Source organism: Amycolatopsis echigonensis, assembly GCF_014174495.1.
Taxonomy (GTDB): Bacteria; Actinomycetota; Actinomycetes; order Mycobacteriales; family Pseudonocardiaceae; genus Amycolatopsis; species Amycolatopsis echigonensis.
Genome location: NZ_JACJHR010000007.1, coordinates 106,300 through 129,027 on the forward strand (window position 1 = coordinate 106,300; position 22,728 = coordinate 129,027).

Below are 22,728 nucleotides of genomic sequence, written 5' to 3' on the forward strand. Positions count from 1 at the left end.
CGTCGGAGCATGACCTCTGCCGCGGAGAATTACCTGCGCGAGTACCACGATCGCAAACCGGACGCGATGTCCGTGCTGATCGAGTCCGGCCGGGTGACCGGGGACGGCCGGACGAGTTACGAGGTCCTGGCCGACCGGGTCGCGCCCGCGCACCGGGTGCTCGACCTCGGGTGTGGCGACGGTGCGCTGCTGGCCGTTTTCGCCCGGCGCGGGGCGGAAAAGCTCGCTGGCGTCGACCTGTCCGCGGGACAGCTGGCCCTTGCCCGGCAACGGCCCGAACTGGCCGGTGCGGACCTTCGTCACGGGCGGGCGCAGGAGCTGCCGTTCGAGGACGGCAGTTACGACGCGGTCGTGTCGCACATGGCGTTCATGCTCATGGACAACCCCGAGGAAGTCGCTGCCGAGATCGCGAGGGTGCTGGTTCCGCACGGGATCTTCGCGGTGGTCGTCGGCGGTCCCGAATCGACCGGCGCGACTCCGGTGTTCCTGGAATTGGCCCGGCCGCTGTTCCGGGAGGTGCCGGAGGAACGACGGGCCACCTACACCGCCGAACGGCGCACGTCTCATCGCGAGGGGATTGACGAGGTGCTCGCTCCGGCCGGGTTCGCGCCGGTTTCCTGGGAGTCGTACGAGATCGACCTGACCGCCGCGCCGGACAAGGTGTGGACGTTGTGCTGTGAATCGTATTACTCGACCGACACCCTCGACGACGCTCAGCTGGCCCGGCTGCGCGCGGCCTTTCTCGCCGAAACCGAGCACCTGCGGACCGCGGACGGGCGGCTCCCGGCGGGATTGTGCGTCAACCTGGCCAAAACCGAGCTGCTGAAGTGACCGTTCGCGCTACCGTCACGGACATGATGACGCCCGCCGAAGAGTTCCTGCGCGATTTTCACGACCGGAACCCGGCAGCTGCGTCCGAACTGGCCGAGCGGGGCCGGGTCGACGGACGCTCGGTGTACGAGGCGTTCGCCGACCACGTCGGCCAGCCGCGCAGCGTGCTCGACCTCGGCTGCGGGGACGGCGCGCTGCTGGCGGTGCTCGCCGCTCGCGGTACCGAAAAGCTCGCCGGCATCGACCTTTCCGCCAAACAGCTGGACCTCGCGCGTGGCCGGGCCGGGCTCGCCGACGCGGACCTGCGGCCGGGTCGCGCGCAGGAGCTGCCGTTCGAGGACGACAGCTTCGACACGGTCGTGTCGCACATGGCGCTGATGCTCATGTCCGACGTCGAGAAGGTGATCTCCGAAACCGCCCGTGTGCTGCGGCCCGGCGGCGCCTTCGTGATCGGCGTGGGCGGCGGCGGGACCGACGCGCTCGAGGTGTTCCTGAAGGTCGCCCGGCCGCTCTTCGCGGTGGTCGCCGAGGACCGCCAGGTGCCGACCTCCGGCGATCCGCGCAGCCGCACCCGCGAAGGCCTGGACGCGCTGCTCGGCCCGGCCGGATTCGCGCCGGTCGGATGGCACCAGCTGCTGGTGGACCTGTCCGGCACGCCGGATTCGGTCTGGCAGACGTGCCACGACACCTACTACCAGGTCGACGCCCTGGACGAGACGCAGCTGATGGGGCTGCGGACCGCGTTCAAGGTGGCGTCCCGGTCGCTGGTGGCCCCGGACGGCAGGCTGCCGGCCGGGGCGCGCATCAACGTGGCGACGACACGGCTGACCTGACCGGTGCGCCGAACCACTGTGTGAGTGCGGCTTGGAGCTCCTCGCCATCTGGTTCGGCGTCGGTGGAGGACCAGGCGACGTAACCGTCCGGGCGGATGAGCAGCGCGGTGGGTGCGTCGCCAGTTGCCTCGGTGGACACGGTGGTCACGCGGTCGTGCCACGGTGCGGCCACGTCGGCGAGCACGGCGCCAGGCGTCAGGTCCAGCAACACCGGGCGCGCGGCTTGGTACGCGGCGGTGAGCGGGCCTGGGTCGGCCAGCGGCAGGTCGGGAGCCCAGCGGCCGCTGTCCGGGTCGGTTCCGTAGTGGATGTCCGCGCCGGACATCAGGTCGGCGACGTGCTGCCGCACCTCCGGATAGGCCAGCAGCTGGCCGAAGAATTCGCGCAGCGCGGTGACTTCCGGCCCGGGTGCGACGAGCGCGCTTTGCGCCTGCGTGTGCATCACGACGCGCTCGCTCACCGGGCGGCGCTCTGCCTCATAGCTGTCGAGCAGGCCCGGCGGAGCCCAGCCCCGCACCTCCGCGGCGAGCTTCCACGCGAGGTTCGCGGCGTCCTGCAGACCGAGATTGAGCCCGGGGCCGCCGATCGCGGAATGCACGTGGGCCGCGTCGCCGACCAGCAGCACCCGGTCCCGCCGGTACGTCTCGGCGATCCGGGTGTTGCCGCCGGACAGCCTGCGCAGCAGGAACGGGCCGAGGCCGGACGGCGGTTCGAGAGGCAGGTCGACCCCCAGCACCCGCCGCACGCTCGCCCGCAATTCCTCCAAGGTCAGCGGATCGTCGTCGGCGAAATCGGCGGCACCGCTGTGTTCGGAGACCGACAGCGTCGGGTTCGCCGGGTCGAACGGCGCGAACACGAACACCCCGGTTTCGGTCCGATGGTGCTGGAACGGCGAGAGAACGCCGGTCTCCAGCTTCAGCCCGCCGGTCACGGGATCGACGAAGGACTGCGGGAGCCGCACATTCGCGCTGCGGGACACCGTTTCGTCCCATGTGACGCCAGGAAAGTCGATCCCGGCGAGCTTGCGCACAGTGCTGCGTCCGCCGTCCGCGCCGACCAGGTAGTCGGCGGCGATCTCGTAGGGTCCGTCCGGTCCCTGCACCTGCACGGTGACCGAGTTCTCGTCCTGGGCGAAACCGGTGATTTCGTGGCCTCGGCGGAGCTCGGCCCCGAGCGCGGTGGCGTGCTCGGCGAGGATCTGCTCCATTTCGTGCTGGGGCCGCGGCAGCACATACATCGGATTTCTGGGCAGGTCGGCGAATTCGACCGGGAAAGCGGCGAAGACGAACCGCGGTGCCGGCGTGGGTTCGGGGACGCCGGCGAGCTTCCCGAACAACCCGCGACGGTGCAGCAACGGCACGACCTGGCCGACGAGACCGTTGGCACGGCGCACCCCGTCAGGTTCGGCGAGCCGCTCCAAGACGACGGGGCGGACTCCGGCGAGGCAGAGTTCGGCGGCGAGCATCAGGCCGTTCGGCCCGGCACCCGCGATGACGATGGAGGACATGGAGATCTCCTTGCGGGATCAGGGAAGCACCTCGGCGAGGGTGTCGAACGCCCGGTGCACGATGTCGGTCAGATCCGCGGGCGGGTCGGCGCGCACCCATTCCTGGATGACTGCGCGGAGCACGCCGCCCGCGGTGGTGGCGGTGAGCTGGACGCGGAGGTCGTGGACGTCCGCGCCGAGGCGTTCCGCGATCGCTTCGGCCAGTGCTTCTTCGGCCGCGGCATTGGCTTTGAGGAATTCGCCCGCCAGCGCGGGTTCGGCGATCATGACCTGGACCCCGGCCGTCCATTGGGCGTCCGTCGTTTCGCCCGAAGAACTGCCTCGGTCGGCGTTGAGCTGCGCGAGCGACGCTTCGCGCAGCGCGGTCCACAGCGGTTCCGTCGCTGGGCGCGCGCGGAGGTGATCAGCGATCCCGCGAGCCCGGTCCTGGTGCCGCGCGACGATCGCTTCGGCTTTGCTGGAGAAGTAGTTGTTGACGGTGCGTGGCGAAACTCCCGCCTCGCGGGCGATGTCCTCGATGGTCACGTTCGACAGACCGCGCTCGACTGTGAGCCGGATTGCCGCCCAGGAGATGTCGACCCGGGTCTCTTGGCGGCGGCGGTCTCGCAGGTTCGGTCGCTCGGTCATGAGACCTACCCTAGCGCGGTTCTTGCGTAACACGCAAACTTTGCGTGTTACGCAAATTTGAGGACAAGAAGAAGCCCGGGGCACGGATGCCCCGGGCTTCTCTGCTCCCGCGTGCGGTCAGTCCTTAGAGCTCTTGAAGGCGTCCTTCACCTTCTCGGCAGCCTGCTTGAGGTTGCCCTTGCCCTGCTCCGCCTTGCCTTCGGCCTGCCACTGCTCGTTGTCCGTGGCGTTCCCGACGGCTTCCTTGGCGCGGCCCTTAAGTTCTTCAGCCTTGTTTTCGGCCTTGTCGTTCACGATGGGTGTCCTCCCTTCTCGTGCCTCGCGCTTCGGCTACCCGCTCTGCCGGGCGCCAAACTCTCCAAAACGCAAAATCGGCGCCACGCTCAGTGAGCGGCAGCACCTGCGGGCACGGAAGAGTGACGGCCTCCGCACCTGCCGCGGACCGGCGCGCACGGCGACGGCGAGGCGGCGGATTTCCCTTTACTGTGGCCGTGTTCCGTCCAGTTCCGAAGGAGTTCCCCGCCATGCGTCTGTCCACTCGCAACCAGCTCACCGGCACCGTGTCCGCGATCCAGCCCGGTGCGGTCATGACCGTGGTCACCGTTCAGCTCGACGGCGGGCAGTCCGTCGTCGCCTCGATCACCAAAGACGCCGCCGAGGAGCTCGAACTCGAGGTGGGCAAGCCGGTGACCGCGCTGGTGAAGTCGACGGAGGTCATGCTCGGCGTCGAGTAAGGCGATCAAGGCAGCACCCGGCACAGCGCCGCCAGCGCGCCCGACCACGCGCTCGCCGACGGGGTGCTGAAGCCGATCACCAGCGCGTCGCGGTCCGCGGTCGCTTCGGGATGCCGGAACGCGCCGAGGCCGTGCATGGCCAGCCCCTGCCACGCGGACCCTTGCACCACCGCGTCTTCCTCGCCGGCGGGGACGTCCACCAGCACCTGCAGGCCGGCGGACAAACCGGTCACCCGCGTGTTCGGAGCGTGCTCGGCCAGTGCCGCGACGAGCTGGTCGCGCCGGCGGCGGTAGTGCAGCCGCATCGCCCGGATGTGCCGGTCGTAACTGCCCGAAGTGATGAACTCGGCCATGGTGAGCTGGTCGAGCACGCCGGAGAACGGGTCGCGTTCGCCCTTGGCCTCGGCGGCGGCCCTGGCGATCCGCGGCGGCAGCGCCATCCAGCCCAGCCGCAGGCCCGGCGCGAGCGCTTTGCTTGTGGTGCCAAGGTAAATCACGTGCTCCGGGTCGAGGCCCTGCATCGCGCCGACCGGGCTGCGGTCGTAGCGGAACTCGCCGTCGTAGTCGTCCTCCAGGACCAGGCCGCCGGTCCGGCGCGCCCAGTCCACCACGGCGGCGCGGCGGTCCGGATGGAGTGCGACGCCGGTGGGGAACTGGTGCGACGGCGTCAGCAAGACAGCACCGACGTCCGGCAGCTCGTCGAGGCGCTCGACCATCGCGCCGTCGGCGTCGACCGGCAACTGCGGGGTCTCGAGGCCAACCTTGGCGAGATGCGCGCGATGTACTTGCAGGCCGTACGACTCGACGGCGACCGCTCGCGCCTCACGCTGCTTCAGTACTTCGGCGAGCACGATGAGACTGTGCGACGTACCGGTGGACAGCATGATCTGGTCCGGGTGTGCGCGTACGCCGCGAGTACGGGCGAGATACGCGGCTACAGCTTCGCGTAGCTCTGGACGGCCGTACGGGCCGCCGTAGCCGAACGCGTCGTCGGGCGCGTCGCTCAGGGCACGGCGAGCGGCTTTGAGCCAGTCTGCGCGGGGGAACGCGGAGAGATCGGGGTGGCCGGGGCGTAGGTCGTGCACGATTCGATGTCGCGACGCTGGCTTCGGCACAGCCGGTGCGGGCGCGATTTCGGCGCGCGGGGCAACCCGGGTTGCGGCGCCTTGCCGCGCGGTGAGCCAGCCTTCGGCGACGAGTTCCGCATACGCTTGCGCCACGGTGTTCCGGGCGATGCCGAGATCCGCGCCGAGTGTGCGGCTGGACGGCAGTTTCGCGCCCGGGGTGAGCCGCCCGGTGCGGATGGCGTCGCGCAGGGCCTCCATCAAGCCGTCGCGCAGGCGAGGCCCGCGCAGGTCGAGGTGGAGGTCTTCACTCAGCGAACTGGCCCACTCGGCGCGCACGGAAATGGACCATAACAGAGTGCCAATCGCTCGTAGGGTCGAAACTATGACCACGACAGAACGACTTCCGGTGCAACCGCCTCGGCTCACGATGGCGGAGCTGGCACCCGAGGCATACAAGGCGATGATCCGTCTCGACGCCGCGACCCGCCACGGCCTCGACCCGGCTTTGCGGCAGCTGGTGCTGATCCGGGCGTCGCAGATCAACCACTGTGCCTTCTGCATCGACATGCATTCGAAGGACGCGTTGGCCGCCGGCGAAACGACCGAACGCGTCATTCAGCTCTCGGCGTGGCACGAGTCGAAGCACTTCTATACGGCGAAGGAGGTCGCCGCGCTGGAGCTGACCGAGGCGGTCACCGTGCTCACCGACGGCTTCGTGCCCGACGACGTCTTCGCTCGCGCCGCCGAGCACTTCGAGGAGGCCGAACTGGCTCAGTTGATCGCCACGATCACGGTGATCAACGCGTGGAACCGGTTCGCGGTGACGACGCGGATGGTGCCCGGCGAGTACGTTCCGGGCAAGCACTGAGCGGTCTGAACCGCTAGGTGAGCAGAGTCGCGGGCGAAAACGGTCAGGCTGGCGGAGCTGCCAGCCCGACCGTCCTCACAGCGTGCGCAGCAACCGCACGGGGTTTTCGATGCAGTCGGCGACGAAGCGGAGGAATCCGCCCGCGGTGCCCCCGTCGCACACGCGATGGTCGAACGCGAGCGTCAACTCGGTGATCTTGCGGGCGGTGACCTGACCGTCCACGATCCACGGCCGGTCGATGATCCGGCCGACGCCGAGGATCGCCACCTCCGGATAGTTGATGATGGCGGCCGAACCGTCCACTCCGAACACGCCGTAGTTGTTCACGGTGAACGTGCCGCCGGTGAGGTCGGCCGGAGCGAGGCGTCCGGCGCGGGCCTGTTCGGTGCGGTCGGCGAGCGCGGCGGAGAGGTCTTCCAGGGTGTGCTGATGTGCGTCCTGGACCACCGGGACGACGAGGCCGCGGTCGGTCTGCGCGGCGAAGCCGAGATGCACGGCGGACGGGATGACGATCTCGTCGCCTTCCAGATGCGCGTTCAACTCGGGGAACCGGCGCAGGCCCGCGACGGCGAACCGGGCGATGAGTGCGAGCAGGCTGATCTTCGGGGCGTGCGGATCGCTGTTGAGCGCGGTGCGCAGGCGCAGCAGTTCGGTCGCGTCGACGTCCACCCAGACGGTCGCCTCAGGGATCTCGCGGCGGGAGCGGGCGAGTTTGTCGGCGACGGTTTTGCGCAGGCCGCGCAAGGGGATTCGCTGCTCGTCTGCTGCTGCCGCGGGGGTTTCGGTGGCGGCGATCGCGCGTTCTACGTCCGCGCGGCTCACGATGCCGTCGGTGCCGGTTCCGGTCAGTGCCTGAAGGTCCACTCCGGACTCACGAGCAAGTCGGCGGACTAGCGGAGACACCACGCGGACTCGGTCCGAAGTGGACTTTGGTGCTGGGGCCGGTGCTGTCGCCGGTGCTTTGCTGCCGCGCGGCCGCCTCGCGCGCCGGGTGCGGGTTTGGCTGGTGCCATAGCCGATCAGGACGTTTCCGCTGCCCTCCGGCGTCACGACGCCGGGTTCGGTGAAGTCCGCGGCACTGTCCACAGTGATCAACGGACTGCCGACGGTCAGCACTTCGCCCGGTGCTCCGTGCAGCGTCGCGACCCGGCCCGCGAACGGCACCGGAACCTCGACGCTCGCCTTCGCGGTTTCGACTTCCACGACGGTCTGGTCCACGGTGACGGTGTCGCCGACCGCGACGTGCCACGCGACGATTTCCGCCTCGGTCAGGCCTTCGCCGAGGTCGGGCAGTTTGAAGACGGCCATCACTTCTCCCCGTCGAGCGGTGCCGCGTCGTCCCACTGGAGTCGTTCGACGGCGTCCAGGATCCGGTCGACGCCCGGCAGGTGGTGCTGTTCCAGATTCGGTGCGGGATAAGGAATGTCGAACCCCGCGACGCGCAATACCGGTGCTTCCAGGTAATGGAAACAGTGCTCGGACAGTTGCGCGGCGACCTCGGCGCCGTAGCCGCAGAATCGGCTCGCCTCGTGCACTACGACCGCGCGACCGGTGCGTCGCACGGACGCGGCGACCGTTTCCAGGTCGAATGGCGCGAGGTTCCGCAGATCGATCACCTCGGCGTGGTAGCCCTCTTCGGCGGCGGCTTCAGCAGCTTCGAGCGTCGTGCCGAGAGCGCCGCCGTAGGAAATGAGGGTGACGTCGCTGCCTTCGCGGCGGATCACCGCTTTGTCGAGACCGGGAGAACGGCGTTGCGGGTCAACGGTTCCCTTTTCCCAATATCGGCGCTTGGGCTCGAGGAAAATGACCGGGTCCGGGCTGTCGATCGCTTCGCGCAGCAGCGTGTAGGCGTCCTCCGGCGTGGCCGGGGTGACGACGCGCAGGCCGGCCGTGTGCGTGTAGTAGACCTCGGACGAGTCGCAGTGGTGCTCGACGCCTCCGATGCCGCCGCCGTAGGGCACCCGGATCACTACGGGCAGTTCGACCTGGCCCTTCGTGCGGTTGCGGAGTTTGGCGAGGTGGCTGGTGATCTGCTCGAACGCGGGGTAGGCGAACGCGTCGAACTGCATCTCGATCACCGGGCGCAGGCCGTTCATCGCCATCCCGATCGCCGTGCCGACGATGCCCGATTCGGCGAGCGGCGAGTCGAAGACCCGTGCGTCGCCGAAGCGTGCGGCGAGTCCGTCGGTGACACGGAAGACGCCGCCGAGCGTGCCGACGTCCTCGCCGAAGACCAGCACGCGCTCGTCCTCGGCGAGCGCGTCGGCGAGGGCGCGGTTGAGCGCTCCGGCGAGGGACAGCGTCGTGTCGAGCGTGGCGGTCATGCCTGGTCCTCGGTGTTCTCGTGCGCCAGTTGGGCGGCCTGCTGTCGCAACGCGGCGGTCGGTTCGGCGTAGACGTGCCGGAAGAGGTCCGCCGGGTCGAGCTCGGTGTCGACGTTCATCCGCTCGCGCAATGTCGCTGCTTCCTCTTCGGCGCGCGCGTCGATCTCATGCTGCGTCTTGTCGTCGAGGAGGCCACGGTCGGTGAGGTACTGCTTGAGGCGGCTGATCGGGTCGCGCGTGAGCCACTCCTCCACTTCGGCCTTCTCGCGATAGCGCGTCGCGTCGTCGGCGTTGGTGTGCGACTCCATGCGATAGGTGACAGCTTCGATCAGCGTCGGCCCTTCGCCGGCGGCGGCGCGCGCGACAGCCTGTTCGACGACAGCGTGTACGGCGGCCGCGTCGTTGCCGTCAACGAGTACGGACGGCATGCCGTAGCCGACACCCTTGTACGCGAGCGAAGGCGCAGCCGTCTGCTTCTCGAGCGGGACGCTGATGGCGTAGCCGTTGTTCTGTACGAGGAAGACGACCGGTGCCTTCCAAACGGCGGCGAAGTTCAACGCTTCGTGCGTGTCGCCTTCGCTGGTAGCACCATCGCCCACGAGAACGAGCGAGACCGTGTCTTCGCCCTTCACGCGCGCAGCGTGCGCGAAGCCGACCGCGTGCAGCGTGTTCGTGGCAAGCGGCGTGCACTGCGGCGCGACGTTGGCACGGTATGGGTCGTAGCCGCAGTGCCAGTCGCCGCGCAGCAGCGTGAGCACCGCGACGGGGTCGACGCCGCGCGCGACGACGGCCATCGAGTCGCGGTAGGTGGGGAAAAGCCAGTCCTGCGGGCGAAGTGCGAGGATCGAGCCGATCTCGGCGGCCTCCTGCCCTCGCGCCGACGGGTACACCGCGAGCCGGCCCTGTTTGGTGAGCGCGGTGGCCTGGGTGTCGAAGCGGCGTCCGGAAACCATGCCGCGGTAGAGGCGGAGGAGGACGTCGTCCGCGGGCATCGCGAGCGCCGGGTCGGGCGTGGGCGTGCCGTCGGCGGTCACGAGGCCGAGCGGCTCGTCGCTGGGCAGGAAATAGGACGCGGCAGTGCGTTCCGTGGTAGTCACCGGCAGCTCCCATCGACGAAGACGAGTAGAGCCTGATATTCGCTGCCGGGCGATCAGAGATCCAGACTTGACGGAGAACTGTGGAATGATGGCCTGGTTGTAGATCTGTGATTGGACGATTGGCTTGCGAGGTGGCGCGGATGTCCCGGCTGGATGGACAAATGGCAGCGGCGCTGGACGAGGTCGACCTGAAACTGATCGCCGAGCTGAAGAAAGACGGCCGCGCCTCGATGCGCACCCTCGCCGAACGCGCGCACATCTCGCGGGCCGGTTGCTACACGCGCGTGGAGCGGCTGCACCGCGAGGGAGTGATCACGGGGTACACGGCCGTCACCGATCCGCGACGCATGGGACAGGGCCTCGCGGCGTACGTGTACCTGAAGGTCACGCAGAACTCCTGGCGGACGGTGAGCGCGGAACTCAAGCACATCCCGGAAATCGAACACGGCGGTCTGGTGTCCGGGGACAACGACCTGATCCTGTTCGTGCGGACCCGCGACGCGGACAGCCTGCGGGACTTGGTGTTCGAACGGTTGCAGTCCATGCCGGACGTGCTCTCGACGCACACCGTGCTGGTCTTCGACGAGCTGTGAGCGTCGCTAGGCCGCTTTGACCAGGTAGACCGCGAGCCGGTACACGCCGGTCGCCTCGAACGGCATCGGCGCGCGGCGGTACCCGGCGCGTTCGTAGAGGGCGATGTTGCGTTCGCTGGACGCGCCGGTGAAGAGGACGTACTGCTTCGTCTCCGGCGGAGCGTGGCGCTCGGCGTGCTCGAGGAGGAACCGCCCGAGGCCACGTCCCGCCAGGTCCGGCGCGACCATCAAGCGGCCGATCTCCCAGCCGCCGTCCTCGACAGGGCGCGCACGGACCGCGCCGACGAGCCGGTGTTCCTGCCGGACGACCCAGCTGTGCCAGGTCTTGATCGACTCGCGGACCTCGGCGAGGTCCTCGGTCAGCGCGGGATGTTCCAGAGTGTTGTTGAGCAGGGCTTCCTGAACCCAGCAACACCGCTGGAGCACCATCAGCTCGGCGGCGTCGTCGGGGCTCGCGGGGAGCAGGGTCGCGCCGGGGAGGGTTTCGAGGTCCACTCGACCTGTTCTAGCCAGGAACCCGGTTCGGGGCAACGGCTCAGGAGCCCACGAGGAACTGCGCGCCGAACGGACCGTGGACGGTCACCGTGCGCCCGCATGGGCTGTCTTGTGCCTCGACGACCTCGCCGCCGTGCTCGACCGCCCGGTCCCGCTGAGTCCGTGACGAGGAACAGGGTGCCCCACGCCGACGCCGGGCGGGCGGGTCGCCGAGGATGCTGCCGATTTCGTGACCCTCCGGGCGGCGGAGGAAGGTGAAGTCGACGCCGGACCGGTCATCGTTGCTGTCGAGCATGAAGGCGAAGACCTTGCAATAAGGAGGCGCGCGCCGGGGTGGGTGCCGGTGTGACGAGGTCGTTGGTGGGTTCGTTGACGAGCCGGGGCCGGGGGATTGCGGCCTTGCCAGAGCCCGAACCGTGCTCCGGTCGGGTCTTCTGCGACGGCGATCCGGGCGTGGTCACCGTCGACGTGGGGTTGGTCGAGAACCTTGCCACCTGCGGCGGTGACGGCTTTGGCGGTGCCGTCGCAGTCGTCGGTCGCGAAGCAAGCAGTGGTCGCCGTCGAAGGTCCAGCCGAGGACGGTGCCGTAGAAGCGTTGCGCACGGTTCAGGTCCGGTACGTCGAGGGCGGTCCGGGTCGGCGTACCCAGCGGCGGGATGCGGTCGATGGTGCTCATCGAGGTCCCTTCATCGGCAATGGCGACGCTAGGGCGGATCGCGGACAGTTGCGGTCGTCGGGCGCTCAGCATGTGGGAGGTGGTGGCCGGATCCGGTTCGGAGCACGCATTGTGGACAAGGCACCCCGGATCGGAATGGCAGGCGAGAATGAGCACGTCCCCGCTCGAAAACCCCGCTTGGGCCGCGTTGAGCGGTCCGCACGCGTCGTTCGCGGAGCAGAAGGGGCAGGTGCTGCGGTATCCGGTCGATGTCTCTCCGTTCCTCGCCGTGCCGGACCAGCCGGACGAACACGTGTGGCACGACATCGCCGACCTCGTCGGCCCTGGAGCGTCGACGGTCGTGGTCGGCCGGGTCGGGACGCCGCCGCCCGCGGACTGGACGGTGGAGGCCGAGATCGCCGGGGTGCAGATGGACGGTTCGGCCGCCCCGGCGGTCGCCGACCCGGAAGCGGTGCGGCTGACCGAGGCGGACGTGCCGGAGATGCTCGACCTCGTGTCCCGGACGCAGCCCGGCCCGTTCCTGCCCCGGACGATCGCCTTGGGCGCCTACCTGGGTATCCGCCGCGAGGGGGTGCTGGTGGCGATGGCGGGCGAGCGGATGCATCCGCCGGGATGGACGGAGATCAGCGCGGTCTGCACGGATCCGGCGTTCCAGGGGCAGGGGCTGGCGGCCCGGCTGGTGCTGGCAGTGGCCGCCGGGATCCGGGAACGCGGGGAACGGCCGTTTCTCCACGCCGCCGGGACGAACACCGGCGCGATTCGGTTGTACGAGAAGCTGGGGTTCCGGCTCACCCGGGAGATGCAGTTCGGCGCTTATCGGGCTCCTTCGCTGTAGTCGGCGGTTCCGGCGAGGATTTCGGCGAGACCCGTCGGGTGGAGCAGTGGGTCGATGTGGCCGACGGGCAACGAGTGCACGTCGAAGGGGTCGTCGGGGGTTAGGGCGTCGGCTTCTTCGATGAAGTGGTCTTGCAGCGCGAGGGGCATGCTCGCGTCTTCGGTCAGTCGGACGTAGGTGTGCGGGATCCGGCCCCAGGCAGCGGGGTCTACAAGGTCGGTACCGGCGTCGCGGGATTCGTCGGGGTCGAGGGCCGACAAGAAGGCGACGACCTCCGCGTCGGTGCCGGTGGTGGTCCAGGCGCGTTTCAGTGCGGCCAGGTGAGCGGGGTCGGTGGTGCGCCAGTTCATCCGGACGGCACCGAGGCGTTTCGGGTCGTCGACCGGGATCGGGCCGGTGCCGGGTGCTCTGAAGGCCGGGGTGGCGAGGTAGTCGGCGGCGGTGCCGGTGACGCAGCACCAGGCTGAGACGTAGACGGTTCGGGCCAGCAGGTCGGGGACGGCGTTGGCGACGCTCGTGACGGTGAAACCGCCGCGGCTGTGACCGACCAGGATGACGGGACCGTGTTCGCGTACGCGGCGGACGAGATCGATGACGTGTGCGACGTTGTCCGCGTGCGTGATGCCAGCCATCGCGGATGGTTCTGCGGCGAAGGTCGCGAGGTCTTGGGCCTGGTAGGCGGCGGAGAAGCCGGCGGTGCCGTGACCGGGGAGGTCGACGGCCAGGTTGCGGTGGCCGCGCACGGCTAGTTCGCGTTGGAGCGCGGTGAAGCAGCGTCCGGCGGCGTGGGAGCCGGGGATGAGGACGAACGTTGGCTGCATGTGAGGGATTCTTCCGTTCTCGGCGGTCGGGGCGCGAAGCGCGCGGTTTCCGTTGCGGCTCTAGGGGCAGTTAGGGGTCGTTGCACTGGTGGGGCGTGGATAGCGTGGGTTCGCGAAGAAGATCCGTGGCCGGGTCGTCCCGGCGCAGACGTCGGAAAGGCGGTGGGACGACATGACGGGTAGCGCGAATTCCGACGAGGACAGCTGGTTTCGCCGCTTCCACACGTCGCCCGAGGCGAAGGCAAGGCTGGTGTGCCTGCCGCACGCCGGAGGTTCGGCTCCGTTCTACTTCCCGGTTTCGCGGGCGCTGACCCCGGACATCGAGGTGCTGGCGGTGCAGTACCCGGGCCGTCAGGACCGGCGGCACGAGCCGTTCCTGACCACCGTCGACGCGCTGGCCGACCGGATCGCCGACCTGCTGCGCGGCCGCGACGACCTTCCGCTCGCACTGTTCGGGCACAGCATGGGCGCGATGATCGCCTTCGAGGTGGCCCGGCGGCTGGACGCCGCGGGCACCGCGGTGGACACGCTCTTCGTGTCCGGCCGGCGGGCGCCGTCGCGGCATCGCGACGAGAACGTGCACACCCGCACCGACGACGGCGTGATCGACGAACTGCGCCGGTTGAGCGGCACCGAAATGGACCTGCTCGGCGACGACGACGTCGTGCGGATGATCCTTCCCGTGGTGCGCAACGACTATCGCGCCGTGGAGACCTACCGGTACCAGCCGGGCCCGCCGCTCGCGGCCCCGGTGGTCGCGTTCACCGGCACCGCCGACCCGGTCGCCTCGGTCGACGAGGTCCGGTCGTGGGGCGAGCACACTTCGGCGGGCTTCGAGCTGGTCCCGCTCGACGGCGGGCATTTCTTCCTGACCCGCCACCAGGACGTGATTCTCCGGTACCTGACCGATCGGCTTGTCGACAAGGGGCGTGCACATGTCTGAGGCACTGGCGGCCGGATTCGACAGCAAACTCGAGGAACTGCGGGAGATCAAGGAAGCCGCCCGGCGCGGTCCCGACGACGCCGCGACCGCCCGGCAGCACGACCGCGGCAAGCTGACCCCGCACGAGCGCATCGAACTGCTCCTCGACCCGGGTTCGTTCACCGAGATCGAGTCCTTGCGCCGGCACCGTGCGACGGCCTTCGGCCTCGAACACCGCAAGCCGTACTCGGACGGCGTGGTGTGCGGCTGGGGGACGGTTTTCGGGCGCACAGTTTTCGTGTACGCCCACGACTTCCGCATCTTCGGCGGCGCGCTCGGCGAGGCGCACGCGCAGAAGATCCACAAGGTCATGGATCTCGCCACGGCGGCCGGTGCTCCGCTGGTGTCGCTCAACGACGGTGCCGGTGCGCGGATTCAGGAGGGCGTGACGGCGCTCGCCGGGTACGGCGGAATTTTCCAGCGCAACACCCGGTCTTCGGGGGTCATTCCGCAGATCTCGGTGATGCTCGGCCCGTGCGCGGGCGGTGCCGCGTATTCGCCCGCGCTGACGGATTTCGTGTTCATGGTGCGCGAAACCTCGCAGATGTTCATCACCGGCCCGGATGTGGTGCACGCGGTGACCGGCGAGGAGATCACCCAGAACGGTCTTGGCGGCGCGGATGTGCACGCCTCGACATCGGGCGTCGCCGCGTTTGTCTACGACGACGAACCCAGCTGTCTTGAGGACGTGCGGTACCTGATTTCGCTGCTGCCGTCCAACAACAACGAGGCACCGCCGGTGGAGCCGACGGCCGATCCGGCGGACCGCCGCACGGACAAGCTGCTCGAGGTGGTGCCGACGGACGCGGCCCGCGCGTACGACATGTGCGCCGTGATCGAGGAAATCGTCGACGACGGCGAGTTCCTCCAGGTGCACGCCGGGTGGGCGACGAACGTGGTGTGCGCTCTGGCACGGCTCGACGGGCACGTGGTCGGGATCGTCGCGAACCAGCCGGCGACGCTCGCCGGGGTCCTCGACATTGAGGCGAGCGAGAAGGCCGCGCGGTTCGTGCAGACCTGCGACGCGTTCAATATTCCGCTGGTGACGCTGGTCGACGTGCCGGGTTTCCTGCCCGGGGTGGACCAGGAACACGGCGGCATCATCCGGCACGGCGCGAAGCTGCTGTACTCCTACTGCAACGCGACAGTGCCGCGGGTGCAGATGATCCTGCGGAAGGCATACGGCGGCGCGTACATCGTGATGGACTCGCGGTCGATCGGCGCGGACGTTTCGCTGGCATGGCCGACGAACGAGATCGCGGTGATGGGCGCGGAGGGCGCTGCGAACGTGATCTTCCGGCGCGAGATCAACGCGGCCGACGACCCGGAGGCGGTGCGGCGGCAGAAGATCAAGGAGTACAAGACCGAGCTCATGCACCCGTACTACGCCGCGGAACGCGGACTGGTCGACGACGTGATCGAGCCCGGCCGGACGCGGGAGATGCTGATCCGGTCGCTGGCGATGCTGCGGGCCAAGCACGCCGACGTTCCGGCGCGCAAGCACGGGAACCCGCCGATTTGATGGGGTCCCGGGTCTCGCGTCGAGGAACGGATGAAGTGATGGTGGCGGATCCGGGGCCGGGGGCGGAGGTTCGTGCTCCGGTCGGCGAGCCGGGCGGGGCGGGTTCCTCGCCGAGGGTGCGGGGTGGCTTGGCTGCGTCGGGGTTCCCTGCTGGGCAGGAGGCGTTGGCTGGGGTGCCTGGCGGTTCAGGCACGGCTGAGATCCCCGCGGAGCCGGGGGATTCGGCTGGTTTCGGTCCAGCGGGGGAGCCTGACGGTCGGAGGGTTGCGGTGGCTGCGGCCGGAACGGAATTGCTTGTCTCGGCTGCGGAATCGGCTGGAGAGTTGGTCGCTTGGGGAGCGGGCAGAAAGGACCTTCCTGCGGAGCAGCGGCACCTTGCGGACCGGGATCCTGTTGGGGTACGACGTGAACGGCGCGATGCGACGGCAGGGTGCGCAGATGCGGCCAGCACGAAGCTTCCCGCGGCGTCCGCACGCGCGGCCGGAGTGGAGGTTCCTGCGGCGCAGCGTGGCTTGGCTGGTGCGGGTGCTGGTTGTGGTGCACTGCGTGGTTCAGTAGCCGTCTCTGCGGGTTCGCCGGGGGTGGCGGCTTCTGCGGTGCAGGGTGGTTCGGTTGGTCCTGGTTCTGCTGGTGGTCGTGGTGTACTGCGTGGTTCGGTAGCCGTCTCTGCGTATTCGGCGAGGGCGCAGGCTCCTGCGGTGCGAGGTGGCTCGGCTGGCCGTGGTTCTGCTGGCGATCGTGAGCGTGATTCGGTAGCGGTTTCTGCGGACTCGGTGACGGTGGAGGCTCCTGCGGTGCAGAAGGATTCGGTTGGCTATGCATCTGGCGGAGAGCGCGAGGCGCAGCGTGCCGTGATAACGGTGTCCACAGGCGCGGGCAGGACGAAAGCCCCTGCGGCACAGGGCGACCCCACCGGGCAGGAAGCTGCCCGGGTGCGCGGGGAACAGCGTGCTGCAGCGGTAGCGCACGCAGTACGTGTGGTGCGGGGAAATCCGGATGACGCTGAAGTGGCTGCCCTGCTGGTGGCATTGGCCGTGGTCGGTCGGGCTGCGGGGAATGGGCGCGCGGACATTGCTGTGCCGTCACCTCGGCAACCGTTGACAAGGTTCGTTCCGGCGACGAGCTGGCGGGCGCGATAACTCGCCCCGTCGAGGACGCGAGCGAGTGGGGTCCGCATCGGCGCAGGGCGATGCGGGCTTTCCGCAGGACCGCGCGTCTGGCTTCGGCAACTGCGCGAAACGCTGGTCTTCGAGGCAACCAGCCACGGCGAAGTGCCGGTCTCGACGACGCGAGCGGCCACAGCGGTCGGCGGCGAGAGGCGGAAGCCTTGCGCCACAAGAGAACAACTACTTCGTCCACAACGGACGACACGGGAACAGGTCCAAGATCCATCTCTCCAAGCTACCGCCGCCGGTCGAACATCTGCACGGTATCGATCCGGTGAATCAGGCGTGGACCGCGGTACTGTCCAAATAGGTCAGAACGGCGCGGATGCGGCGGTTCTGGTCGCGGCTAGCCTCCAGGCCGAGTTTCGAGAAGATGTTGCTGATGTGGTTTTCCACCGCTCCCTGCGTCACCATCAAAGCCTTGGCGATGGCCGTGTTCGACAGTCCCTGCGCCATCTGCGCCAGCACCTCGGTTTCCCGCGCGGTCAACGCCTCCAACGGATCCCGGCTGCGGGACAGCATCTGCGCGACCACGTCCGGGTCGATGGCCGATCCGCCGCCGGCGACGCGGCGGACTGCCTCCAGGAAGTCCGCGACGTCGGCGACTCGTTCTTTCAACAAGTACCCGACGCCGGAGGTGCCTTCCGCGATCAGGTCTACCGCATAGCTTCCTTCGACGTACTGCGAGACCACAAGCACCGGCAGGCCGGGGATTTCCTTGCGGGCCGCCAAAGCCGCGCGGAGGCCCTCGTCGGTGAAGGTCGGCGGCATCCGGACGTCGGCGATGACCAGGTCCGGGCGGTGGTCCCGGATCGCCACGAGCAGGTCGTCGCCGTTGTCGACCGCGGCGGCGGTTTCGATGCCGACGTCCGCGAGCAGGCTTTGCACTCCGGCGCGCAACAGCACCGAGTCTTCCGCGATCACGACGCGCATTTTCTTGCCTCCACAACAGGATTCACCAGCGGACGGGCAGATCCGCCCGCACGACGGTGGGGCCGCCGACGGGGCTGACGACGGTGAGCACGCCGTCGATCGTGGCGGCTCGGTCGGCCAGGCCGGCCAGGCCGCCGCCGGGGCGCATCGACGCGCCGCCGTGGCCGTTGTCGGTGATCTCGACGACGACGGTGTCGTCGTCGCGGGTCACTCGCACGGACGCGCGGTCGGCGCCGGAATGCTTGGTCACGTTGGTGAGCGTTTCGCTCACGATGAAGTACGTCGTCGTCTCGACAGGTGCGGGCGGACGGGGTTCTACGGTAACCTCGACCTCAATAGGGATAGGCATTCTTGCGGTAAGAGAAGACAACGCCGCGTCCAGGCCGCGATCCTGGAGCACCGGCGGGTAGATGCCCCGGGCGAGGTCGCGCAGCTCCGAGACAGCGAGTTTGGCGTCGGCGTGCGCGGCTCCGATGAGCTCGCGGACCGCGGTCGGGTCGTCGAGGTCGAGTTTGAGCTGCGCGCGGCCCAGGCTCATCGCGACGGACACCAGCCGCTGCTGCGCGCCGTCGTGCAGGTCCCGTTCGATCCGGCGCCGTTCGGCCTCCACCGCGTCGACTCCGCGTGCACGCGAGTTCCGCAGCTGCTGCGTGCGCGCTTCCAGTTGCGCGGTGCGGTTCGGGCCGAGGAACGACGTCGCCAGTTCGCCGTGCATCGTCCCGATGCGCGGCGCCACGAAAATTCCGAAAGGAGGTACCGCGGTGGACACGACGCCCGCCACGAATTCCACGATGCCCAACGGAAAAGCGATGAGCACGAAAGCGAACTCGCGCCAGGTGGCGGTGTCGAGCAGCCGCGCCTGCCACACGGCGAGCATGCCGGGCCCTACCGGACGGCGGCGGACGGGTTCCGCGATCGTCACGCCGAGCATCCGGTGCGCCCAGCGTCGTTCGAAGGCGCAGTACGAATACATCAGCGAGGTCGCGACCAGCAGGACGGGGATGCCGATCCACAGCATCGTCGTCGCGACGCCGACCAGCATGGTCACCAGGATCAGCACGAACGCGGCGAGCCGGATCGGGAGGCTCAGCACGAGAAACCCGATCGTCCGCATGGTCGGCGGCCGCGTCACGGGCATAGCGCGAGCCGTTCCAGCTCCGGGACGAGGTCGTCGAGCGTCGGCGTCGCCAGCATCTCGTCGCGCACCTCGAGCGCACATTCCCGGAAGGACGGTTCCTCCAGCAGCCGGCACACTCCCGCCCGGACACTCGCGGGCGTCACGTCCTCGAGGTCCACCAGCAACCCGTTGCCGCGCTTCGCCTGAGCCACCGCCGAGCCGCGTTCGCTCCACGTGGTGCCCGGGATGACCAGCTGCGGGACGCCGTTCACCACCGCGTTGCTGATCGTCGCGCCGCCGCCCTGGTGCACGATCGCGGAGCACGAGGCGAGGAGTTCGTTCATCGGCACGAAATCGACGGCGCGGACGTTGTCCGGGATCGCGCGCACGGACGCGAGCTGGCTCGCGTTCAACGTGGCGATCACCTCGATGTCGAGGTCGGCGAGGCCGTCCAGCAGGTCTCCGACGGAGGTTTCCTCGACGCCGAGCACCTGCCGGTTCGAGATGCCGAGGGTGAGCATCACCCGCGGCCGTTCGGGACGCTCCAGCACCCACGAGGGGATCGCCATCGGCTTGTTCTGCGGCACGAACCGGGCCGGGACGTAGTCGACGTCCACGCCGTCGTACCGCAGATACGACGGATGGCAGTCGATGGTCCGCACGCCGTAACGGAGGGTGTCGTCGTAGTCCGCGCCGAACCGGCCGACCGCGGCGGACATCCACGTCACGAACGGGTCCGGCGAGGTGTCTTCGGGGTGGTTCGCTCTGAGGTCGCGGTATTGCGCACCGATGCGGGCGGTCTGGTCGGCGGCGTACATCATCCGCAGGTGCGGCACCCCGAGCGCGTGCGCGACGATCGGCGCGGCGTAGATCATCGGGTCCCACACCACGAGGTCCGGCTGCCATTGCCGGGCGGAGCGGACGAGCTCGTCGAGCAGCGAGTCCGGCGTGGTCCAGCGGAACACGTCGACCCAGTGTTCGTACACGTTGCGCACGTACTCGTCGGTGTAGCGCTCGGGACGGCTTTCGGAGATCCGGAAGTCGCCCTGCATCGCGTTGTTGCCGTCGACCTGCAGCTGGCGGTGCCGGGCGATGTCGAGTTCGTCGCCGAACCACATGGCGTCCAGCCCGGTTTCGGCGAACGAGGCGACCTCCCGCGGGTTGCGCTGCCCGACGAAGCGCACCTCGTGCCCGGCCGCGGCCAGCGCCCAGCCCACCGGAGCCATGCTGTAAACGTGCGTCCTCGTCGGGAAGACCATCAGCATCACGCGCATCGCGGCAGCTCCGGGATTCGTAGGCGCAGCAGGACAAGGGAAACGGTAGGGCCGCGCCGCCGCTCCGCCCACCCGGTAGGGGACCCCTGAATCCGGCACGGCGAACGGGATTTGGCTCGGCTTTAGACGCCCCTTAGGGGCTGGTGGCGCGCGGGCCGCGACGGATAGACAGGTAACCGGATCCGGCCGCGCCGCGCCGGAGAAGGACGAGGGAGGCGAACGAGGTGACGAGCATGGCTGTGGCGCCCACCGCGAAAGGCTGGGTCCCGTTCGGCGAGCACCGCACCTGGTACCGGGTCACCGGGCAACCGGGAGGGGCGGCGCCCGCGGTGGTCGTGGTGCACGGCGGGCCGGGCAGCACGCACGACTACCTGCTGAGCCTGACCGAACTCGCCGGACACGGATTCCCGGTCGTGCACTACGACCAGCTCGGCAGCGGTGGATCGAGCAGGCTGCCGGACGCCGACCCCGGGTTCTGGAACCCGGAGCTGTTCGGGGACGAGCTGGACAATCTGGTGCACCGGCTCGGCATCGAGGACAACTACGTCCTCTATGGACAGTCGTGGGGCGGTCTGGTTGTCGCGCGGCACGCCGCGGAACGTCCGGACGGCTTGCGAGGGCTGGTGATCGCCAACTCGCCGGCGTCGTACGAGCTGTGGCGCAGCGAGATGGACCGGCTGCGCGCACTGCTGCCGCCCGGCGTCGACGAGGGTCTGCGGGCGCACGAAGCCGCCGGCACCACGGACACGCAGGAGTACTTCGATCTCATGCGCGTCTTCTACGACCGGCACGTCTGCCGCGTGCTGCCGTGGCCCGCCGACTATCTCGCCTCGTTCATGGAGATGGCCGACAACAGCACCGTCTACTCGGTGATGAACGGCCCCAGCGAGTTCACCGTCACCGGCACGCTCGCGGACTATTCGGTGATCGACCGCCTCGACGACATCGAGGTGCCGACCCTGCTCATTTCCGGCGCGCACGACGAGGCCACCCCGGCCACCGTGCAGCCGTACTACGACCGGATCCACGACGTGCGCTGGGAAATCCTCCCGGAGTCGAGCCACGTCCCGCATCTCGAGGAACCGGACCGGTTCCGCGAAATCCTGCTGGGATTCCTGCAGGAAGTCCATTCCCCCGCCGAAAGAGAGGTCGCCAGTCATGGATGAGGCCAGCCAGGCCGGATCGGCGGTCGTGTTCCCCGGGATGAGCCCGTGCCGGTTCGTCGACTTCGGCAAGTTCCTGCTCATCAACCCGTTCGCGCGCAGGCTCATCAAGGACGCCGACGACCGGCTGGGCTACTCGCTGGTCGACCGCTTCCGCGAGGCCGAGGGCGACTACTCCGAGTACGCCCAGGTCGGGTTCATGCTCACCTGCGTCGCGCTCGCCGAATGGGCCGAACAGGAGTACGGGATGAGCCCGGACTACTGCACCGGCCCGAGTTTCGGCGAGAAACCGGCGAGTGTGTACGCCGGTGCGCTGACTTTCCCGGACGCGGTGTGGATGACCGCGAAGCTCGCGCGGTGCCTCGACGAGTTCTTCGCGACCGAGCACACCGACGTCGTCACGCACTCGTTCGTCCGCACCCCGGAAGAGAAACTGCGCGACGCGCTGACCGAACTCGACGGGCGCGGCGAATGGTCCGACATCTCCTGCTACATCGACCACGATTTCTACATGGTCTCGGTGCGGGAGCGGAATCTCGACTGGCTCAAGCAGACCGTGCGGGGCATGGGCGGCCTGTCGCTGTACACGATGCGTCCTCCGCTGCACTCGCGCGCGTTCGGCGCGTTGCGGCGCAAGGCCGAGGACGAGGTGCTCGGCGGCCTCGACTTCCATGATCCCCTCCTTCCGATCATCGCTGACCAGGACGGTTCGGTGCTGCGGTCCGGCGAGCAGGTCCGCACGATGCTGCTGGACAGCATCGTCGAGCCGCTGCGCTGGCCGGACGTCGTCTCGTCGCTCGAACAGCTCGGCGTGCGCAAGCTGTGGGTGGCCGGGCCGGACACGCTGTTCGGCCGCGTCCGCGCCACCACCAGCCGGTTCGAGGTGACCACGGTGAACCCGCGGCTCGCGCTGCAGCCGCGGCGGCGCGGCGCGGGTCCCTCGCGGGTCAGCTAGCCGGCTGCAGCTGCGACAGCGTCGCCCAGAGACGTCCGGGATTCTCGAACGTCTCCAGGTTCAGCGCGTCGTCGGAGAACCGGACGTTGTACTTCTCCTCCAGCACCGCCAGCAGTTCCACCGTGGCGAGCGAGTCGAGGCCGTACTCCTTGAGCGGCGTCTCGGCGGTCAGTGCCTCGTCGGCGGGCAGGAACGGGAGGTACGGGCGGAGGGCTTCGTCGAAAGAGCTGTCCCACATGGCTACTCCGGTGGCTGGCTGGGTCGGGCACTTCTACCAGGCAGGGAAACCGACCGCCCGGTTCGGTTTT

25 protein-coding genes are annotated in these 22,728 nt (G+C 69.0%); 11 read left to right on the forward strand and 14 right to left on the reverse strand.

From position 1 onward, the window contains the following. Positions 1 to 9: 9 nt before the first annotated feature. The gene (locus H5411_RS07345) at positions 10 to 831 is read left to right on the forward strand and encodes a class I SAM-dependent methyltransferase (RefSeq protein ID WP_183123331.1); all 822 of its coding nucleotides are present in this window, start codon (positions 10 to 12) and stop codon (positions 829 to 831) included. A 23-nt stretch (positions 832 to 854) separates the two neighbouring features. Continuing rightward, the gene (locus H5411_RS07350) at positions 855 to 1,664 is read left to right on the forward strand and encodes a class I SAM-dependent methyltransferase (RefSeq protein ID WP_183123332.1); all 810 of its coding nucleotides are present in this window, start codon (positions 855 to 857) and stop codon (positions 1,662 to 1,664) included. Here the strand turns inward: H5411_RS07350 and H5411_RS07355 are convergent. The 3 genes from H5411_RS07355 to H5411_RS07365 all read right to left on the reverse strand — a co-directional run bounded on the left by H5411_RS07355 (position 1,636) and on the right by H5411_RS07365 (position 4,092). After that, positions 1,636 to 3,171, reverse strand: coding sequence for an FAD-dependent monooxygenase (locus H5411_RS07355; protein WP_183123333.1), 1,536 nt, complete (start codon positions 3,169 to 3,171; stop codon positions 1,636 to 1,638). The genes H5411_RS07350 and H5411_RS07355 overlap by 29 nt on opposite strands. Before the next feature lie 18 nt (positions 3,172 to 3,189). After that, positions 3,190 to 3,798 (reverse strand): TetR/AcrR family transcriptional regulator, encoded by a 609-nt coding sequence (locus tag H5411_RS07360; RefSeq protein ID WP_183123334.1) that lies wholly within the window; start codon positions 3,796 to 3,798, stop codon positions 3,190 to 3,192. A gap of 117 nt (positions 3,799 to 3,915) precedes the next feature. Beyond that, a complete protein-coding gene (locus tag H5411_RS07365) occupies positions 3,916 to 4,092 on the reverse strand; it encodes a CsbD family protein (RefSeq protein ID WP_101438219.1) in 177 nt (58 codons plus the stop codon). Between the two features lie 230 nt (positions 4,093 to 4,322). On the opposite strand from H5411_RS07365, the gene H5411_RS07370 reads away from it, so the two are divergent. Next, positions 4,323 to 4,532: a TOBE domain-containing protein gene (locus H5411_RS07370; protein ID WP_037363926.1), complete on the forward strand. Its 210-nt coding sequence runs from the start codon at positions 4,323 to 4,325 to the stop codon at positions 4,530 to 4,532. Between the two features lie 5 nt (positions 4,533 to 4,537). Here the strand turns inward: H5411_RS07370 and pdxR are convergent, their stop codons facing one another. Then, positions 4,538 to 5,935 (reverse strand): MocR-like pyridoxine biosynthesis transcription factor PdxR, encoded by a 1,398-nt coding sequence (gene pdxR, locus H5411_RS07375; protein ID WP_183123335.1) that lies wholly within the window; start codon positions 5,933 to 5,935, stop codon positions 4,538 to 4,540. A gap of 46 nt (positions 5,936 to 5,981) precedes the next feature. Between pdxR and H5411_RS07380 the strand changes: the two genes are divergently transcribed. Further along, complete coding sequence (locus H5411_RS07380) at positions 5,982 to 6,467, forward strand: carboxymuconolactone decarboxylase family protein (RefSeq protein ID WP_101438221.1); 486 nt, start codon at positions 5,982 to 5,984, stop codon at positions 6,465 to 6,467. 75 nt (positions 6,468 to 6,542) lie between these two features. Here the strand turns inward: H5411_RS07380 and H5411_RS07385 are convergent, their stop codons facing one another. The 3 genes from H5411_RS07385 to pdhA are packed head-to-tail and all read right to left on the reverse strand — an operon-like array spanning position 6,543 to position 9,888. Continuing rightward, positions 6,543 to 7,775 carry a dihydrolipoamide acetyltransferase family protein gene (locus H5411_RS07385; RefSeq protein ID WP_183123336.1) on the reverse strand — a complete coding sequence of 411 codons (1,233 nt, stop codon included), beginning with the start codon at positions 7,773 to 7,775 and terminating at the stop codon, positions 6,543 to 6,545. Continuing rightward, complete coding sequence (locus tag H5411_RS07390; protein WP_183123337.1) at positions 7,775 to 8,791, reverse strand: alpha-ketoacid dehydrogenase subunit beta; 1,017 nt, start codon at positions 8,789 to 8,791, stop codon at positions 7,775 to 7,777. Before H5411_RS07390 ends, H5411_RS07385 begins: the two co-directional genes overlap by 1 nt. Beyond that, positions 8,788 to 9,888, reverse strand: a complete 1,101-nt coding sequence (gene pdhA / locus H5411_RS07395; protein WP_183123338.1) for a pyruvate dehydrogenase (acetyl-transferring) E1 component subunit alpha — start codon at positions 9,886 to 9,888, stop codon at positions 8,788 to 8,790. Before pdhA ends, H5411_RS07390 begins: the two co-directional genes overlap by 4 nt. Positions 9,889 to 10,028: 140 nt before the next feature. Here pdhA and H5411_RS07400 point away from each other — a divergent pair, with 140 nt between their 5' ends. Continuing rightward, a complete protein-coding gene (locus H5411_RS07400; protein ID WP_246368832.1) occupies positions 10,029 to 10,481 on the forward strand; it encodes an Lrp/AsnC family transcriptional regulator in 453 nt (150 codons plus the stop codon). A 6-nt stretch (positions 10,482 to 10,487) separates the two neighbouring features. On the opposite strand, the gene H5411_RS07405 is transcribed toward H5411_RS07400, so the two are convergent. Next, positions 10,488 to 10,976, reverse strand: coding sequence for a GNAT family N-acetyltransferase (locus tag H5411_RS07405; RefSeq protein ID WP_183123339.1), 489 nt, complete (start codon positions 10,974 to 10,976; stop codon positions 10,488 to 10,490). A 40-nt stretch (positions 10,977 to 11,016) separates the two neighbouring features. After that, entirely contained in the window at positions 11,017 to 11,271 is a 255-nt protein-coding gene (locus tag H5411_RS47445) for a hypothetical protein (RefSeq protein ID WP_246368833.1), read from the reverse strand. Positions 11,272 to 11,800: 529 nt separating this feature from the next. Between H5411_RS47445 and H5411_RS07415 the strand changes: the two genes are divergently transcribed. Next, a complete protein-coding gene (locus tag H5411_RS07415; RefSeq protein WP_220816612.1) occupies positions 11,801 to 12,487 on the forward strand; it encodes a GNAT family N-acetyltransferase in 687 nt (228 codons plus the stop codon). Here the strand turns inward: H5411_RS07415 and H5411_RS07420 are convergent. Then, positions 12,466 to 13,308 (reverse strand): alpha/beta hydrolase, encoded by an 843-nt coding sequence (locus H5411_RS07420; protein WP_183123341.1) that lies wholly within the window; start codon positions 13,306 to 13,308, stop codon positions 12,466 to 12,468. The genes H5411_RS07415 and H5411_RS07420 overlap by 22 nt on opposite strands. 172 nt (positions 13,309 to 13,480) lie before the next feature. Here H5411_RS07420 and H5411_RS07425 point away from each other — a divergent pair, with 172 nt between their 5' ends. Genes H5411_RS07425 through H5411_RS49255 form a run of 3 tightly spaced genes read left to right on the forward strand, consistent with a single transcriptional unit; the run spans position 13,481 to position 16,951 of the window. Next, complete coding sequence (locus H5411_RS07425; protein ID WP_183123342.1) at positions 13,481 to 14,251, forward strand: thioesterase II family protein; 771 nt, start codon at positions 13,481 to 13,483, stop codon at positions 14,249 to 14,251. After that, on the forward strand, positions 14,244 to 15,812 hold the full coding sequence (locus H5411_RS07430) for an acyl-CoA carboxylase subunit beta (protein WP_183123343.1): 1,569 nt from the start codon (positions 14,244 to 14,246) through the stop codon (positions 15,810 to 15,812). The genes H5411_RS07425 and H5411_RS07430 overlap by 8 nt, the downstream gene beginning before the upstream one ends. Before the next feature lie 38 nt (positions 15,813 to 15,850). After that, positions 15,851 to 16,951, forward strand: a complete 1,101-nt coding sequence (locus H5411_RS49255; RefSeq protein ID WP_376772102.1) for an acyl-CoA carboxylase epsilon subunit — start codon at positions 15,851 to 15,853, stop codon at positions 16,949 to 16,951. 306 nt (positions 16,952 to 17,257) lie between these two features. Here the strand turns inward: H5411_RS49255 and H5411_RS07440 are convergent, their stop codons facing one another. Genes H5411_RS07440 through H5411_RS07450 form a run of 3 tightly spaced genes read right to left on the reverse strand, consistent with a single transcriptional unit; the run spans position 17,258 to position 20,302 of the window. Then, positions 17,258 to 17,911, reverse strand: a complete 654-nt coding sequence (locus H5411_RS07440; protein WP_183123345.1) for a response regulator transcription factor — start codon at positions 17,909 to 17,911, stop codon at positions 17,258 to 17,260. A 22-nt stretch (positions 17,912 to 17,933) separates the two neighbouring features. After that, positions 17,934 to 19,049 carry a sensor histidine kinase gene (locus tag H5411_RS07445; protein WP_183123346.1) on the reverse strand — a complete coding sequence of 372 codons (1,116 nt, stop codon included), beginning with the start codon at positions 19,047 to 19,049 and terminating at the stop codon, positions 17,934 to 17,936. Then, positions 19,040 to 20,302 (reverse strand): nucleotide disphospho-sugar-binding domain-containing protein, encoded by a 1,263-nt coding sequence (locus H5411_RS07450; protein ID WP_183123347.1) that lies wholly within the window; start codon positions 20,300 to 20,302, stop codon positions 19,040 to 19,042. The genes H5411_RS07445 and H5411_RS07450 overlap by 10 nt, the downstream gene beginning before the upstream one ends. 233 nt (positions 20,303 to 20,535) lie before the next feature. Between H5411_RS07450 and H5411_RS07455 the strand changes: the two genes are divergently transcribed. Continuing rightward, positions 20,536 to 21,468, forward strand: a complete 933-nt coding sequence (locus H5411_RS07455; protein WP_183123348.1) for a proline iminopeptidase-family hydrolase — start codon at positions 20,536 to 20,538, stop codon at positions 21,466 to 21,468. Next, positions 21,461 to 22,420, forward strand: coding sequence for an ACP S-malonyltransferase (locus tag H5411_RS07460; protein ID WP_101438235.1), 960 nt, complete (start codon positions 21,461 to 21,463; stop codon positions 22,418 to 22,420). The genes H5411_RS07455 and H5411_RS07460 overlap by 8 nt, the downstream gene beginning before the upstream one ends. On the opposite strand, the gene H5411_RS07465 is transcribed toward H5411_RS07460, so the two are convergent. Next, complete coding sequence (locus tag H5411_RS07465) at positions 22,413 to 22,658, reverse strand: phosphopantetheine-binding protein (RefSeq protein ID WP_101438236.1); 246 nt, start codon at positions 22,656 to 22,658, stop codon at positions 22,413 to 22,415. The genes H5411_RS07460 and H5411_RS07465 overlap by 8 nt on opposite strands. Positions 22,659 to 22,728: the final 70 nt, after the last annotated feature.